Origin of the sequence: Hymenobacter profundi, from assembly GCF_019334315.1 — a bacterium.
Lineage (GTDB): Bacteria > Bacteroidota > Bacteroidia > Cytophagales > Hymenobacteraceae > Hymenobacter > Hymenobacter profundi.
In genome coordinates this window covers 1-16,254 of the sequence record NZ_JAHWGL010000014.1, presented here as the reverse complement: position 1 = coordinate 16,254, position 16,254 = coordinate 1, and the positions used below count along the sequence as shown (strand labels likewise).

The 16,254-nt window shown below is 53.8% G+C and carries 17 protein-coding genes; 15 read left to right on the top strand and 2 right to left on the bottom strand.

Translation table 11 applies throughout. The features are described from left to right. Positions 1-143 precede the first annotated feature (143 nt). The 10 genes from KYK14_RS05765 (at position 144) to KYK14_RS05720 (ending at position 8,690) form a co-directional block, all read left to right on the top strand. A complete protein-coding gene (locus tag KYK14_RS05765) occupies positions 144-560 on the top strand; it encodes an NADH-quinone oxidoreductase subunit A (protein WP_185282481.1) in 417 nt (138 codons plus the stop codon). 53 nt (positions 561-613) lie between these two features. Next, positions 614-1,168 carry an NADH-quinone oxidoreductase subunit B gene (locus tag KYK14_RS05760; RefSeq protein WP_216859179.1) on the top strand — a complete coding sequence of 185 codons (555 nt, stop codon included), beginning with the start codon at positions 614-616 and terminating at the stop codon, positions 1,166-1,168. A 90-nt stretch (positions 1,169-1,258) separates the two neighbouring features. After that, positions 1,259-1,828, top strand: a complete 570-nt coding sequence (locus KYK14_RS05755) for an NADH-quinone oxidoreductase subunit C (RefSeq protein ID WP_219157725.1) — start codon at positions 1,259-1,261, stop codon at positions 1,826-1,828. 190 nt (positions 1,829-2,018) lie between these two features. Continuing rightward, a complete protein-coding gene (locus KYK14_RS05750; RefSeq protein WP_246601698.1) occupies positions 2,019-3,212 on the top strand; it encodes an NADH-quinone oxidoreductase subunit D in 1,194 nt (397 codons plus the stop codon). A gap of 22 nt (positions 3,213-3,234) precedes the next feature. Continuing rightward, entirely contained in the window at positions 3,235-3,792 is a 558-nt protein-coding gene (locus KYK14_RS05745) for an NADH-quinone oxidoreductase subunit NuoE family protein (RefSeq protein WP_219157721.1), read from the top strand. A gap of 50 nt (positions 3,793-3,842) precedes the next feature. Further along, positions 3,843-5,183, top strand: coding sequence for an NADH-quinone oxidoreductase subunit NuoF (gene nuoF / locus KYK14_RS05740; RefSeq protein WP_185282477.1), 1,341 nt, complete (start codon positions 3,843-3,845; stop codon positions 5,181-5,183). A gap of 131 nt (positions 5,184-5,314) precedes the next feature. Further along, positions 5,315-6,316: an NADH-quinone oxidoreductase subunit G gene (locus tag KYK14_RS05735; RefSeq protein ID WP_219157719.1), complete on the top strand. Its 1,002-nt coding sequence runs from the start codon at positions 5,315-5,317 to the stop codon at positions 6,314-6,316. A gap of 99 nt (positions 6,317-6,415) precedes the next feature. Further along, on the top strand, positions 6,416-7,495 hold the full coding sequence (nuoH, locus tag KYK14_RS05730) for an NADH-quinone oxidoreductase subunit NuoH (protein ID WP_185282475.1): 1,080 nt from the start codon (positions 6,416-6,418) through the stop codon (positions 7,493-7,495). A 20-nt stretch (positions 7,496-7,515) separates the two neighbouring features. Continuing rightward, complete coding sequence (locus KYK14_RS05725; RefSeq protein WP_185282474.1) at positions 7,516-8,094, top strand: NuoI/complex I 23 kDa subunit family protein; 579 nt, start codon at positions 7,516-7,518, stop codon at positions 8,092-8,094. Between the two features lie 86 nt (positions 8,095-8,180). After that, positions 8,181-8,690: an NADH-quinone oxidoreductase subunit J family protein gene (locus KYK14_RS05720; protein ID WP_208307828.1), complete on the top strand. Its 510-nt coding sequence runs from the start codon at positions 8,181-8,183 to the stop codon at positions 8,688-8,690. A 61-nt stretch (positions 8,691-8,751) separates the two neighbouring features. Here KYK14_RS05720 and KYK14_RS05715 read toward each other — a convergent pair whose 3' ends face one another. Together KYK14_RS05715 and KYK14_RS05710 are read right to left on the bottom strand one after the other, a co-directional pair. Then, the gene (locus KYK14_RS05715) at positions 8,752-9,045 is read right to left on the bottom strand and encodes a hypothetical protein (RefSeq protein WP_208307827.1); all 294 of its coding nucleotides are present in this window, start codon (positions 9,043-9,045) and stop codon (positions 8,752-8,754) included. A 146-nt stretch (positions 9,046-9,191) separates the two neighbouring features. Then, a complete protein-coding gene (locus tag KYK14_RS05710; RefSeq protein ID WP_243900281.1) occupies positions 9,192-9,794 on the bottom strand; it encodes an RNA polymerase sigma factor in 603 nt (200 codons plus the stop codon). A gap of 245 nt (positions 9,795-10,039) precedes the next feature. On the opposite strand from KYK14_RS05710, the gene nuoK reads away from it, so the two are divergent. The 5 genes from nuoK (at position 10,040) to KYK14_RS05685 (ending at position 16,197) form a co-directional block, all read left to right on the top strand. Next, entirely contained in the window at positions 10,040-10,372 is a 333-nt protein-coding gene (nuoK, locus tag KYK14_RS05705; protein WP_185282471.1) for an NADH-quinone oxidoreductase subunit NuoK, read from the top strand. Positions 10,373-10,477: 105 nt separating this feature from the next. After that, entirely contained in the window at positions 10,478-12,430 is a 1,953-nt protein-coding gene (nuoL, locus tag KYK14_RS05700; protein ID WP_219157717.1) for an NADH-quinone oxidoreductase subunit L, read from the top strand. A gap of 16 nt (positions 12,431-12,446) precedes the next feature. Next, on the top strand, positions 12,447-13,226 hold the full coding sequence (locus KYK14_RS05695) for a glycosyltransferase family 25 protein (protein WP_219157715.1): 780 nt from the start codon (positions 12,447-12,449) through the stop codon (positions 13,224-13,226). Between the two features lie 13 nt (positions 13,227-13,239). Further along, entirely contained in the window at positions 13,240-14,706 is a 1,467-nt protein-coding gene (locus KYK14_RS05690) for a complex I subunit 4 family protein (RefSeq protein WP_219157713.1), read from the top strand. A 99-nt stretch (positions 14,707-14,805) separates the two neighbouring features. Continuing rightward, positions 14,806-16,197, top strand: a complete 1,392-nt coding sequence (locus KYK14_RS05685) for an NADH-quinone oxidoreductase subunit N (RefSeq protein ID WP_219157711.1) — start codon at positions 14,806-14,808, stop codon at positions 16,195-16,197. Positions 16,198-16,254: the final 57 nt, after the last annotated feature.

The window sequence follows — 16,254 nt, the reverse complement described above, 5'->3', positions numbered from 1 at the left end:
CTATTATAAAATGAGCTGTCAGCTAAAGCCGTCAAATATACCCTTTTCCTACCCTATCCTATTCATCTTTGTTCCAAACTATCCAAGCCCTACCTTTGCTTCCTACCGCCTTTTCGTTTAGGCCTCCATTTCAGTCAACGACTATGCTTCTCGCTGTAAATTCTATCAATTACCAGCCCGTCGACTATTTGCCGATGCTGGTTCAGTTTATTTTGGCCATTGCCTTTGTAGCCTTTGCCATGGTGGTATCGCACTTGGTAGGCCCCAAGCGCCATAGCAAAGTGAAAGACGCTTCCTGGGAATGTGGTATTGAGTCGGTAGGTAACGCCCGCACGCCTATTTCGGTGAAGTACTTTCTCACGGCTATTCTATTTGTGCTGTTCGACGTGGAAGTTATCTTCATGTACCCCTGGGCCGTGAACTTCCGCAAGCTGGGCACCTTCGGTTTTGTAGAGATGGTGGTGTACCTGGCGTTGGTAATGGCTGGTTTCGGCTACGTGATTCGCAAGGGCATCCTGAAATGGAGTGAAATCCCTACCGCTCAGCCAAACTATAAATAAGCCGTTGGTGTTGGCTTTTTGGGTGTACTTCCCTCACTAACTGACTTTCACGCATGGATACTAGAGTTCCCGAAATCAAAACCGTACCGGCTCCTGAAGGCATTGAAGGCGCTGGTTTTTTTGCCACCTCGCTGGAGAAGGTAGTGGGTATTGCCCGCGCCAACTCGTTGTGGCCCCTACCCTTTGCTACCTCCTGCTGCGGCATTGAGTTTATGGCAACCATGGGCGCGCACTACGACATCTCTCGCTTCGGCTCCGAGCGCCCCAGCTTCTCGCCGCGCCAGGCCGACTTGCTGATGGTGATGGGTACCATTGCCAAGAAAATGGCTCCTATTGTGAAACAAGTGTACGAGCAGATGGCCGAGCCCCGCTGGGTGCTGGCCATGGGCGCCTGCGCCTCATCGGGTGGTATTTTCGACACCTACTCCGTACTGCAAGGCATCGACCGCATCATTCCGGTTGATGTGTACGTGCCAGGCTGTCCGCCTCGTCCTGAGCAAGTGCTCGACGGCTTGATGCGCGTGCAGGACTTAGCCAAGAATGAGTCTCTGCGCCGCCGTAACTCGCCCGAGTATCAAGCGTTGCTGGCATCCTATAATATTAAATAAGTGGTTAGCTGTTCGCTGTTGGCCATTCACTTCTTATCGGAAGTATGCCAACAGCGAACAGCCAATTGCCAATAGCTAACAGCTCACAAAATGGCTGACACAATCGAAGAATCTGCTGCCGCCCAAGCCACTGCCGTTGCGCAGGAAGACCCGCATAAACTAACCAACGCCAAGATCCTCAGCAAGCTGCAAGAGTTGTTTGGCGAGGCCTCCTTCACAGATGTAGAGGAGCCATATGGTTTGCTGACGGCTACTACTACCCGCGAGCGGATTCACGATATCATTCAGACGCTGGCTAGTGAGCAGGAGCTAAAGATGCACTTTCTGACCACTATGTGCGGGATTCACTATCCTGAGAACGAGGGTCAGGAATTAGGTATGATCTACCACCTGCACAGCTTGGTGAACAACGTGCGGCTACGGCTGAAAATCTTCTTCCCCATTGCTGATCCGGTAGTGCCTACCCTCACCGATGTATACGCTACGGCCAACTGGATGGAGCGGGAAGCTTACGACTTCTACGGCATTATCTTTCAGGGTCACCCGAACCTTATTCGGATCCTGAATGTGGAGGATATGGACTACCACCCCATGCGGCGCGAATATCCGCTGGAAGACGGCACCCGTGAAGACAAAACCGACCTGTTTTTTGGTCGCTAATATTTGATCTGTCATGCTAAGAAACGAAGCATCTTATCACGGCGGCGTTTAGTAGGCTCTAACTCAATGTGGCGCAGGCGTGATAAGGTCCTTCGCCGCGCTCAGGATGACACCATTTGATATGGCAGTAAACGACACTCTCGACGGTACGCATAAGATTATAGAAGAGGCACGTGACCAGAATTTTGGTATGAACGTGCCGATGCTTAACGACTTCAGCCAAGAGCTAACGACCCTGAACCTGGGGCCTACGCACCCGGCTACGCACGGTATTTTCCAGAACATCCTGCAAATGGATGGGGAGCGGATTGTATCGGGCGTGCCTACCATCGGCTACATCCACCGCGCCTTCGAGAAGATTGCGGAGCGCCGGCCGTTCTACCAGATTACGCCCCTGACGGACCGCATGAACTATTGCTCGTCGCCCATCAACAACATGGGTTGGCATATGACGGTAGAGAAGCTGTTGGGCGTGACAGTTCCCAAACGCGCGCAGTACATGCGCGTGATTATGATGGAGCTGGCCCGCATTGCTGACCACTTGGTATGCAACGGTATCCTGGGGGTAGATACGGGCGCTTTCACTGGCTTCCTGTATGTATTCGAGGAGCGCGAAAACATCTACGAGATTTACGAAGAAGTTTGCGGTTCGCGCCTGACCACCAACATGGGCCGGGTAGGCGGCATGGAGCGCGACTTCTCCGACGTAGCCATTCAGAAGCTGCGCACGTGGCTGAAGCGCTTCCCCGACGTGATGCGGGAATTTGAGAAGCTGTTCAACCGCAACCGCATCTTCATGGACCGCACCATCGACGTGGGCGGTATCACAGCAGAAAAGGCGTTGAATTACGGCTTCACCGGCCCCAACCTGCGCGCCACTGGTGTTGATTACGATGTGCGCGTAATGAACCCCTATTCTTCCTATGAAGACTTCGATTTCGAAATTCCAGTAGGTACCAAGGGCGACACCTATGACCGTTACTTGGTGCGCAACGCCGAAATCTGGCAGAGCCTCCGCATTATTGAGCAAGCGTTGGAAAACCTCCCCGAAGGCCCCTACCACGCCGACGCACCGCACTACTACCTGCCTCCCAAGCAGGCCGTGTACAAAAACATGGAGGCGCTCATTTACCACTTCAAAATCATTATGGGGGAGATAGACGCGCCAGTAGGTGAGGTGTATCACTCTGTGGAAGGTGGTAACGGCGAGTTGGGCTTCTACCTGATTTCGGATGGAGGTCGCACGCCCTACCGCCTGCACTTCCGTCGGCCTTGCTTTATCTATTACCAAGCCTACCCCGAAATGGTAGTAGGCCAGTCGCTCTCCGATGCCATCCTCACGCTGTCGTCGATGAACGTAATTGCCGGCGAACTGGACGCCTAGTATGCCGCTGAATCTGATTGATATGGAACCCACGAACGCCCCCGCCAAGCCTCAGTTTTCGGCCGCTGCTCAGGACGAAATCAAGCGCATCATTACGCACTACCCCGAGGACCGCAAGAAGTCGGCGCTACTCCCGGTGCTGCACATTGCCCAGGCCGAGTTTGGCGGTTGGGTGAGCCCCGAGGTGCAAACGCTGGTAGCCGAAACATTGGACCTCAAGCCGATTGAGGTGTACGAGGTAGCCACGTTCTACACCATGTTCAACCTAAAACCAGTGGGCAAGCACGTGTTGGAAATTTGCCGCACGGGTCCTTGCATGCTGCGCGGTTCCGACGAGCTGACGGCCCACCTGGAGCGCCTGACAGGTGCCAGGGTAGGCGGCGAAACATCGCCCGATGGCTTGTTTACGCTGAAAGAGGTTGAGTGCTTGGCTGCCTGCGGCTTTGCCCCCATCGTGCAGGTGCGGGAGAAGTATTATGAGCAGCTTGATACGCCCGAAAACGTGGATGCGATGCTTACAGAGCTGCGCAACATGGTGCACCGCCCTATTCTTCCTTGGGAAGCATTGGCGCAGAATTAATCGGGCAGGAAAATTAGACGATTGGCGAATAGTTACTAGCGCACACGATCATGGGACGCAAACTGCTGACTGAACATATTAACGTTGAAGGCATTGACACCTTTGAGGTATACCGCAAACACGGCGGCTACCGCTCGGTGGAGAAGGCCTTGAAGACAATGACCCCCGATGAGGTGGTAGAGGAAGTGAAGAAGTCGGGCCTGCGTGGGCGCGGCGGCGCGGGCTTCCCTACTGGCCTAAAGTGGAGCTTTCTGGCGAAGCCAGAAGGCGTGCCGCGCCACTTAGTGTGCAACGCCGACGAATCGGAGCCGGGCACATTCAAGGACCGTCAATTGATGTCGAAGCTGCCGCACTTGCTCATTGAAGGCATGATTACGAGCAGTTATGCGCTGGGCGCTAATACCTCGTACATCTACATTCGCGGCGAGTTGTTGTACGTACTGCGCATCCTGGAAAAAGCTATTTCGGAGGCGTATGCCAATGGTTTCTTGGGCAAAAACATCCTCGGCTCGGGCTACGACCTGGATTTGCACGTGCACCCCGGTGGTGGCGCGTATATCTGCGGCGAGGAAACGGCTCTGCTCGAATCATTGGAGGGCAAGCGCGGCAACCCGCGTAACAAGCCACCATTCCCAGCTGTGCAGGGCCTTTATGCTCGTCCCACGGTAGTAAACAACGTGGAGTCGATTGCAGCCGTGGTTCCCATCATCAACGATGGTGGCGATGAATACGCCAAGTTGGGGGTAGGTAAGAGCACGGGCACTAAGTTGTTCTCGGCTTGCGGACACCTCAACAAACCCGGCATCTACGAAATTGAGCTGGGTGTGCCTGTCGAGGAATTCATCTACTCCGACGAGTACTGCGGTGGCATCTGGAAGGGTAGAGAGCTGAAAGCAGTAGTAGCCGGTGGCTCTTCCGTACCAATCCTACCTAAAGAGTTAATTCTGAAGACGGCAGCCGGTGAAGACCGCCTGATGACTTATGAATCTCTCTCCGATGGTGGCTTCGTGACGGGCACTATGCTGGGCTCGGGTGGCTTCATCGCCATGGACGAAACCACGTGCATCGTGCGCAATACCTGGAGCTTCTCACGTTTTTACCACCATGAGAGCTGCGGCCAATGCTCGCCCTGCCGCGAAGGTACCGGCTGGATGGAAAAAGTGCTGCACCGCTTAGAGCATGGCCACGGTCACATGGAGGACATCGACCTACTCGTGAGCGTAGCCAAGCAAATCGAGGGCAATACGATCTGTCCGCTGGGTGAAGCCGCCGCGTGGCCGGTAGCCGCCGCTGTGCGCCACTTCCGCGACGAATTTGAGTGGCACGTGACCCACGCCAAGGAAGCCGCCCGCCCTGGCGCGGTCTACCCCGGCAAAGCGGTACTGGCTTAACTGTCATGCTGACGAAGGAAGCATCTTATCACGGCTGCTTTCGTCAAATTCACTAACTATTGCGGCGCTGACATGATAAGGTCCTTCGACACTGGCTTGATGCGCCACATGCTCATGATGACAAGTAAATAATGGCTAAAATAACCTTCGACGGCATTGAGATTGAGATTCCGGACGGAACCACGATCATGAATGCGGCCCGTACTGTGGGCGGTAGCATTGTGCCACCGGCCATGTGCTACTACACGCCGCTGAAAGGCTCGGGCGGCAAGTGTCGCGCCTGCCTGGTAAAAGTAACGGCTGGTTCTACTAAAGATCCGCGCCCCATGCCCAAGCTGGTACCTTCGTGCATTACCTCTGTGCAGGATGGTATGGTGGTAGAAAATACTGTAAACCAGCAAGTACTGGATGTCCGCAAGGGTATTGTGGAGATGCTGCTCATCAACCACCCCCTGGACTGCCCTGTGTGCGACCAAGCGGGTGAGTGCGACCTGCAAAACTTTGCTTTTGAGCACGGTGTGAGCACCACGCGTTATACCGAGGAGCGTCGCACGTTCGACAAAATCGACATCGGGCCGCTGATTCAGCTGCATATGACGCGCTGCATCCTGTGCTACCGCTGCGTGTACACGGCCAACCAGATAGCTGGCGACAGGGTACACGGTGTGCTGGGCCGCGGCGACGCCGCCGAAATCGGTACGTACATCGAGAACATCATCGACCAGGATTTCTCCGGCAACGTCATCGACGTGTGCCCGGTAGGCGCCCTCACCGACAAAACTTGGCGCTTCAAGCAACGCGTGTGGTTTACGAAGCCCGTGAATGCCCACCGCGACTGCCCCAAGTGCTCGGGCAACGTGCTGCTGTGGTACAAAGGCAAAGACGTGCTGCGCGTAACCGCCCGCAAGGACGAGTACGGCGAGGTGAAAGAGTGGATCTGCAACGAGTGTCGCTTCGAGAAAAAGGAAACGTCGGATTGGACCATTGAAGGTCCCGCCCACATCGACCGTTCTTCTGTTATTTCGGCCAACCACTACGAATTGCCGGTGCTCAACCACTCTGTAGTAGCCGACCTCCCCGAAAGCACGCAGCGCGAGTTGGAAAAGAACCCACCATTGAAATTAGGATCGTAAATCAAGCTCTTAGCTGATAGCTGTTGGCTGTTAGCTCCCTGTGCTTCATTATTAAACAACAGCTAACAGCTAACAGCTAATAGCTATCAGCTAAAAAGAATGTTAGAACTTCCTGCCCTCGGCTGGCAATCCATCGTCATCTTCGTGGTCTTCGCGCTATCGTTGCTGATTGCCACCTATTGCACTTACGCCGAGCGCGTCATTGCGGCCTTCCTGCAAGACCGGGTAGGCCCGGACCGCGCTGGCCCTTATGGCCTCGCTCAACCACTAGCTGATGCTGTGAAGATGTTCACCAAGGAGGAGTTTTTTCCTAGTGGCGCCAATACGGCCCTGTTCATCTTCGGTCCTTGCCTGGCCATGATTACGGCGCTGATGTCGTCGGCGGTTATTCCGTTCGGCAACGTGCTGGAGTTCGGTTCCAACTACTTCTTTCTGCAAGGCATTGAGGTAAATATCGGCTTGCTGTGGGTGTTCGGTGTGGTATCGCTAGGCGTATACGGCATTATGATTGGCGGTTGGGCCTCCAACAACAAATTCTCACTGCTAGGTGCTATCCGAGCGGCTTCGCAGAACATCAGCTACGAATTGGCTATGGGCCTGTCGCTGATTGCGGTGCTGATGATTTCAGGTACGCTGTCGCTGCGCGACATTACGTTGCAGCAATCGGTGGCCGGTGAGTGGCATTTCTGGAATATCGTGAAACAGCCGCTGGGCTTCATCATTTTCTTGGTATGTGCTTTCGCTGAAACCAACCGTACGCCCTTCGACTTGCCTGAGTGCGAAACGGAACTGGTAGGTGGTTATCACACCGAATATTCGTCGATGAAACTAGGCCTGTACCTATTCTCGGAATACGTAAACATATTCGTGGCTTCGGCCGTGATGAGCGTACTGTACTTCGGCGGCTTCAACTTCCCTTTCCAATACGAACTGCGCGACTGGTTGGTAAGCAACCAAGATTGGACGCTGGCCGGCGCACAAAACCTGATTACCATTCTAGGCACTGTGCTGCTGTTCGGGAAGATTTTCGGCTTCATCTTCTTCTTTATGTGGGTGCGCTGGACCCTACCCCGCTTCCGCTACGACCAACTGATGCGCTTGGGCTGGACTATTCTCATTCCCCTGTCCATCTTCAACATCCTGCTCACCGGTGGTCTGATTACTTTCGGTATCATTTAGTAGGCTTTTGATCTGACCTTATGCAATCCCTTAGCAATAGAGCCAAGCAAGTTGAAAAGAAGCCCATGACGCTGGCCGAGCGGGCCTACCTGCCGGCTATCTTTCAGGGCTTGAGCATTACGATGCGGCACTTCTTTATGAAGAAGCCCACCATTCGCTACCCTGAGGAGCAGCGCCCGTTTTCGCCCGTGTTCCGCGGCCTGCACGTGCTGAAGCGCGACGAGCAGGGTAGAGAGCGGTGCACTGCCTGCGGCCTCTGCGCCGTAGCTTGCCCCGCCGAAGCCATTACGATGGTGGCCGGTGAGCGGAAAAAAGGGGAAGAAAATCTGTACCGTGAGGAGAAGTACGCCATTAGCTACGAAATCAACATGCTGCGGTGTATCTTCTGCGGCCTCTGCGAAGAAGCCTGCCCGAAAGCCGCCGTGTACCTGCAAGCCGACAAAATGGCGCCGCCACGCTTCGAGCGCGACGAGTTCATTTACGGTAAGAACCGTTTGGTAGAGCCCGTTTCGCCGGATGACCGCTCGAAGCGCGGCATTCAGCTCACGGAGGAACAAGCCCAGCAGCTACGCACCAAGATGGACGCACAACTGGCGTAGCTTCTCTTTTCCAAATTCCATCCTCCCTACCCCTCCTTGCAAAGGGAGGGGCGTTGGTTTCCCGCTTTTAGCCATAGCTTTGCCCTATGTCCCCACTTTTTCTCTTCCTGTCGTTTCTGGCGCTGCTGAGCGCGCTGGGCGTGGTTATCGCCAAGAACCCTGTGCACAGCGTGCTGTTCCTGATCCTGACGTTCTTCGCTTTGTCGGGGCACTACTTGATCCTGAACGCGCAGTTTCTGGCAGCTGTGAATATCATCGTGTACGCAGGTGCTATCATGGTATTGTTCCTGTTCGTGATTATGTTCTTGAACCTGAACGCTGACACGGAACCTAAAAAGCCTATACTGGCCCAGATAGCCGCCGTTATTGCGGGTGGTTCGCTGCTGCTAGTACTGGTGGCTGCCCTCCGCAACGTGGAGCCGGTAGGTTATAATGCCGCTACCTTCGACTCGCAGATTGGCATGGTAGACCGTCTTGGTTTGGTGCTCTACGATCAGTATCTATTGCCTTTCGAATTGGCCTCTATACTTTTCCTAGCCGCTATGGTAGGTGCAGTGATGCTAGGTAAGCGCGAGACAGGCGAACGAAATTTTTAGAAGTTTCTCTTCTATATAAAAGCGAAAGCGGCAACTGAGGTTTCAGTTACCGCTTTCGCTTTTATACTTCCTTCGGAGCAGCCAATGGCTCTTCGCCAAACTTCCGGCGCATCCAGGCTGGGCCACAAGCGCTCTGCATTTTCTGTTTGAATTTCTCCTGTTCCTCGGGCGTCATGGTAGCCATGCGACCGGCAATCTTTTGCTTCCAGGCATTACGACGACGTGCCCAACCTGCGCTGCCCCTACCCCATCCACCGAACAGAATACGCGAGAGTAATAGCAGACCGAGACCCTGCCAGAAACTAATAACTGGCCCGTTGAATATTTCCGGCACCAGCTTGTTCCAGAGAATCATAAAAAACTGGCCGACTATTGCAAGGAATAGAACGGCGAAGAGTGCGAATTTGAGGCCACGTAGCAGCCAAGAAGAGCGGTTCATTGTTGAGGTGCTAATGAGGTAATGTGCTGACACAGCATGTTGACTGTCGAAATAACCGAACGTCAATCCGTAAACAGTTCGGTGTAGAGCTTTTGCAGGCGTTTGCGCAGGTGTTGCACGGCGTAGTGCTTACGCGATATCAGAGTTTTGAGCGGCACGCCGGTTTCCTCTTCCATTTCGCGGAAGCTTTTCTCTTCCAACTCGTGCCAGATAAACACTTGGCGCTGAGCGGGCGGCAATTCCTCCAGCGCAGCAGCTAGGGCCTCCATCAACGTTTCGCGGAGTAGGCGATTCTCGGGCGCGTCGTCGGGAGCTGGCAGGATGTCGGCGAGCAGCAGCGAGTCGTCTTCATCCGTGCCCGTTGCGTGCAGTTCGTCTTCCAGCGAAGCGGTTTTCTTGCGGCGATACAGGTCGGTGATGCGGTTGCGCGCCACCCGAAACAGCCACGCCGCCGCTTGCTCTACGGGCTTCAGTAGCCGGTAGCTTTCTACCAGTTCAGCAAAAACGTCTTGCAATACGTCTTCGGCTTCGGCTTCGTCGGGGATGCGACGGCGGATGAAGGCCAGTAGCCGGGCCCGCTGTTCGCGCACCGCTTGCTGAATCTGCCGGTCCTGGTGGCCTGCATCCATGTAGGCATTATCGAGCATGAGGGGTAGCGTTTCCATTCTGCTAACACAGACGGATGAAGGCCGAAAATACTTGAACAAACCCTCACATTTTCTTTGGTGTGTGTACGCCCTAGCCCTATTGATACAGTGGCAATTGCTCCCCGCTATCTTGCTGGCGCTTGTTATGGGTAGCCACCGACAGGTTAGACTGGTTCCAAATCACGTTTTACAGTGGGGCTTTTCTATTTTTCCGATACCTTTGCCACCTATACTGTACCGCCCCCGCCGGCAAACCCCACCGCATGGACCAGACCATTCCGGAAGTAATCCGCACCGTACCACTCCAGTACTACGTGTTTTTCGCCACGGCCTTGTTTGCCATCGGAGTTACGGGCGTACTGATCCGGCGCAACGCCATCATCATTTTCATGTGCGTGGAGCTGATGCTGAACGCAGTGAATATCCTGCTGACAGCCTTCTCCGCCTACCGCGCCGACGCCAACGGACAGGTATTCGTGTTTTTCATCATGGCCGTAGCCGCCGCCGAGGTATCGGTCGGGCTGGGCATTATTGTGATGATCTACCGCAATTTCCAGACTACTGACGTCAACCTGCTCAGCCGACTAAAGTTTTAAATTGGCGTCCGAGGGGACATAGGATTTGCGTGTTTGAGTTGATGCTATAAGATCGACAAAGAACAACTCCCAGTCCTTCAGTCCCCAAAACCCAGTCCCTATCTTATGCAAGAAACTGTACTACCCCTTCACGGAGCCCCGCACGCCACGCTGCTGTATGTGCTGATTCCGCTGCTGCCGTTTCTGGGTTTTCTGATTAATGGCCTGATGAACCGGCGCCTGTCGGGCACGGTGGCCGGGGCACTGGGCAGCGTGATGGTGCTGGGCTCGTTCCTGATTTCCTGCTACCTATTTGCCACGTTCGAATACCAGTATACAGTGCCGCTGTTCGACTGGATTTCGGTGGGCTCGCTCCAAATTCCGTTCTCCTACCAGGTCGATCAGTTGAGCCTGATTATGCTGCTGCTGGTGACGGGGGTAGGCTTCCTGATTCACGTGTACAGCATCGGCTACATGCACCACGACGAAAACGTGGGCAAGTTTTTCGCCTTCTTGAACTTGTTCGTGTTCAGCATGTTGGTGCTGGTGTTGGGTTCCAACTTCGTGATTCTATTTGTGGGCTGGGAAGGCGTAGGGCTGTGCTCTTACCTACTAATCGGCTTCTGGAACAAGGAAACCGCCAACAACAACGCTGCTAAGAAGGCCTTCATCATCAACCGGGTAGGCGACTTGGGCTTCCTGCTCGGCATCTTCCTGATTTACCTGACCTTCAACTCGGTACAGTATGCTGAGGTATTCCAGAAAGCCAGCCTGGGGCAGTTCGGACCCTACTCGGTGGCGGTGGTTACGGCCATTACGTTGCTGTTGTTTGTAGGCGCGGCCGGTAAATCGGCTCAGATTCCGCTCTACACCTGGCTGCCCGACGCCATGGCCGGCCCTACCCCCGTATCGGCCCTTATTCACGCCGCTACCATGGTAACGGCCGGTATATATATGGTGCTGCGCGCCAACGTGCTGTTTACGCTGGCCCCCGAAACGCTGGAAGTTATAGCGGTTATTGGAGCCGCCACAGCACTATTTGCCGCTACCATTGGTCTGGCGCAAAACGATATTAAGAAGGTACTGGCTTACTCCACCGTGTCGCAACTGGGCTATATGTTCCTGGCGCTGGGCGTGATGGGGTACTCTACCTCGCTGTTTCACGTGCTCACGCACGCATTCTTCAAGGCGTTGCTGTTCCTGGGTGCGGGTTCTGTGATTCACGCCATGAGCAATGAGCAAGACATTCGCCGCATGGGCGGCTTGCGCAAGGCCCTACCCGTCACTTTCGCTACCTTCCTCATCGGCTGCTTGGCCATTTCGGGCATTCCGCCCTTCTCGGGTTTCTTCTCGAAAGATGAGATTCTGAGCCACGTGTACGAGCACAGCAAGGTGCTGTATGCGGTAGGCCTGTTCACGGCGTTCCTGACGGCCTTCTACATGTTCCGTCTGCTGTTCCTGACGTTCTTCGGCGAGTTCCGGGGCACGGAGGAGCAAAAGCACCACCTGCACGAGTCACCGGCCAGCATGACGCTGCCACTGATTGTATTGGCTATTCTGGCAGCTGTGGGTGGCTTTATGGGGGCACCCATGCTGCTCGGTGGCAAGCACTACCTCGCCGATTATCTCGCGCCTATCTTCACCTACTCGCAGCGCCTCAACCCGGCCGCTTTCGGCCAAGAGCCTGACCACAACACCGAGCTGATGCTGATTGGCCTCTCGGTAGCAGCGGCCGTGCTGGGCATTGTGCTGGCCTACGTGCAGTACGTGAGCCGCGCCGCCCGCCCCGCCGAAGACGATGCCCAGCGCTCGGCCCCAGAGAGCCTAGTGTATCACAAATATTACATCGACGAACTGTACAACGCCCTGTTCGTGCGGCCCATTATGTGGCTCTCGCGCGGCCTTTATCGCTTCGTAGAGCAAAGCATCATCGACCCCATCGTAAACGGTTTCGGCCGTGTTACTCTCGGTGGTAGCCAGCTGCTGCGCTACGTGCAAACCGGCTCGGTAGAAACCTACTTGATTCTGATGGTAGTGGGAATTGTGCTGGTACTCGCGCTGAATTTTATGCGGTTTTAAATGTATTCTTCTTACTATGAAAGTTTTTGTAATAAATTTAAAAAGGTCAACAGAAAGAAAAGAATTTATACAAAAACAACTTTACAATGCTAAAATAGAGTTCGAGTTTGTCGAAGGAGTTGATGGAAACGCTCTTTCTAACACGTATTTAGAATCAATTTGTGATTTTAATCCTTTATCTAAAACACCATATTTATTCAAAAAAGGTGTTTATGGCTGTGCTTTGAGCCACTATAACATATATAAAAAAATAGTTGAAGAAAAAATTTCTTGTGCATTGGTACTTGAAGATGATGTAAATATTAATAGTAATTTGAAAGATATTTTGGATGCATTAGAAAAAAAAATAAAGGAGAACGAAGTAATTCTATTGTTTTCTCAAAACACATACACGCCTACTGTTTATTCTAGTTTAGATAGAGAAGATATCTTAGAAAATTATTCCATCCATTATCCATTAAACATAGGAGCTCTCGGCTCAGCAGCAGGATATGTTATTACGCATAAGGCCGCTGAAGGTATGGTATCAACTGTATTGCCAATTAAATATGCAGCTGATGCATGGCACCAATTTTTTAATAATTGTGCTATTAAAAATATTAGGTCTGTTTTACCTTACCCTATATTGCCAGCTGGTCTTGAAAGCAATATAGATTATATTAGCAAAAAGGGGGTAATCCAAGTAATAAAGAAATTTTCAGCAATTCAATTGCTATTAAAATATAGGAGAAAATTATTATTAAATAAAACCAAGGCATACTCTATTGTAGATCAGAAATCACCATTGATTAAATAACGCTTCAAGATAAATGCTCACCGTCTTTCTCCTACTCTGGCCCGTGGCGGCTGCTTTACTGCTGCACTTCTTCAAAGGGGGCGCGGCCCGCGTGGTAGCCCTAGGCGCGGCGCTGGTTGAACTGGCGGTAGCCGCCTTCGCTGCCATCGTGTCGCGCGGCAACGTTAGCGGTCAGTTCGATGTCAACTACCAGTGGGTAGCCTCTGCGGGCATCAACTTCCACGTAGGCATGGATGGCCTGAGCGTGTTGCTGGTGCTGCTCACGGCGTTTCTAGTGCCCATCATTCTGCTAGCCGCCTTCCGCCGCGAGTATGAGAACCCCTCCACGCTGTACGCGCTGGTGCTGTTTATGCAAACCGGGCTGGTAGGCGTGTTCGTATCGCTGGATGCGTTCTTGTTCTACTTCTTCTGGGAAGTGGCACTTATTCCGATTTACTTCATTGCCGGCGTGTGGGGTGGCGAGCGGCGCGTACAGGTCACGTTCAAGTTCTTCCTGTATACCATCATTGGCTCGCTGTTTATGCTGGCCGGCTTCGTGTACCTCTACTTCCAGACTGGACCGGCCGCGTCGGGACTGGCGCAGCACACCTCGGATCTGTCGGCGTTCTACAACCTGAACTTGAGCAGCAGTGAGCAGTCGTGGCTGTTCTGGCTGATTTTCGCGGCCTTCGCCGTGAAAATGCCCATCTTTCCCTTCCATACTTGGCAGCCGGACACCTATACCGAGTCGCCCACGGTGGCTACTATGCTGCTTTCGGGCATCATGCTGAAAATGGGTGTGTACGGCGTGATGCGCTGGCTTCTACCCGTTGTCCCTTACGGCGTAAGCCAATGGCAGCCGCTGGTGCTGATTCTGTCAATTATCGGTATCGTGTACGGAGCCATCATCGCTATCCGGCAGCACGACATCAAGCGCCTGATTGCCTACTCTTCGTTTTCGCACGTGGGCCTGATGGCTGCAGGTATGTTCTCGCTCACCCAAATTGGCCTGCAAGGCGCCGTGATTCAGATGCTGGCCCACGGCGTGAACGTGGTCGGCCTGTTCTTCGCCGCCGACGTGATTGAGCGCCGCACCGGCACCCGCAACATCGCCGACCTCGGAGGCCTCACGCGCCGCACACCCCTGCTCACGGTTACCTTCCTGGTAGTGCTGCTGGGCTCAGCAGCCTTACCCCTCACCAGCGGTTTTGTGGGCGAGTTCCTATTGCTAGCGGGTGTATATGAATACAACGCCTGGATGGGCGCGGTGGCAGGCCTCACGGTCATCTTTGCAGCGGTGTACCTGCTACGCATGTTCCAGCGGGTGATGCTGGGGCCGGATTCAAGCTTCTCTGCCACCATTACTGACCTTACCGGCGCCGAACTGGCCGTGATGGTTCCGCTAGTGGTATTGGTCTTCTGGATTGGCTTGTTCCCGAACACCTTCCTGCATATTTCGGAACCAGCGGTGATGCAGCTGCTGAATATCGTGAAACGATAGGTACTTTTTGGCTGCTGGCCACTCGCTGTTAGCTGGTAGCTGACCGTGCAACGACAAAAGCTAGTAGCCAACAGCTAATAGCTAATAGCTTATCATCCCATGACTTCTCTCATTATACTTTCCGTTTTTGGCATCATCAACCTGTTTTTGGGTTTTCTGCGCTCCAACAAGCTGCTGATGCCCCTGGCGATGCTGGTGCTGGTCATTGTATTTGGGGCCAACGCTTACGACTGGAGCCTGGGTACGCAAAGCTTCTTCAGCGAAATGCTGGTGGTGGACCGTTACACGGTGGCCTTCACGGGTATTGTGGTGCTGACTACGATGCTGCTCCTACCCTTCTCCGAGAAATACGTGCGCGAGGGCGAAGCCAACCTGGCCGAATACTACTCGCTGCTGCTATTTGCGCTGGTAGGCGCCATCATGATGGTGGCCTACAACAACATGCTGATGCTATTTATCGGCATTGAAATCATGAGCATTTCGATGTACGTGGTGGCCGGTGCCGACAAGCGCAACGCCCGCTCCAACGAAGCCGCGCTCAAGTACTTCCTGATGGGTGCCTTTGCCACGGGCATCTTGTTGTTTGGGGTGGCGCTGGTGTACGGCGCTACGGGCACGTTTTATCTTTCTCAGCTGAGTGCTGCTGTTACTAATCCAGCAAATGCGGAGTTCACTCCAATGCTGTATGTTGGCATCCTGTTGATTATCATTGGCATCAGCTTCAAGGTAGGCGCGGCGCCCTTCCACTTCTGGACTCCCGATGTGTATGAAGGTAGCCCTACCTTCTTCACGGCTTATATGAGTACGGTGGTGAAAACAGCTGGCTTCGCTGCTTTTTTCAAGCTGTTGCTCGTTGGTTTCGGGGGGGCACAGTCGTTCTGGCTACCTACCGTGCTGGCCATTACCATCCTTACTTTGCTCATTGGCAATCTGGGCGCGGTGGCCCAAACCAGCGTGAAACGCATGCTGGCCTACTCCAGCATTTCGCACGCCGGCTACCTGTTCATTGCCTTGGTAGCGTTCGATCAAAACCTGTCGGCCAACGGTATTTTCTTTTATTCGCTAGCTTACTCAGTAGCTACTATATCGGCTTTCGCGGTGCTGAAGCTGGTAGCCGATCAGCGCCAGCGCGAGGACTACGACGGCTTTGGCGGCCTGTGCCGCACCAACCCACTCCTAGCGGGTTGCCTCACCATTTCGATGCTGTCGTTGGCGGGTATCCCGCTCACGGGGGGCTTCTTCGGTAAATTCTTCGTGTTCTCGGCTGCTGTTAGCCAAGGCTATATTGGGCTGGTGGTGTTTGCGCTGGTGATGTCGATGGTTAGTATCTACTACTACCTGCGGCCGGTTATTGCAGCGTATCTGCGGCCATTGCCGGAGAATGCGCAGCCGGTTTATGTCAGCAGCTTTCAATCGGTGATGCTGGTGGTGCTGGCCCTGCTTACGGTTGTGCTGGGCGTATTGCCCGGTTTGGTAAGCGGGCTGCTGTAGAAGTGTTTGCTCAGGCAAAAACCGCTGTTATTCTAAACAAAGCGAAGGACCTTATCA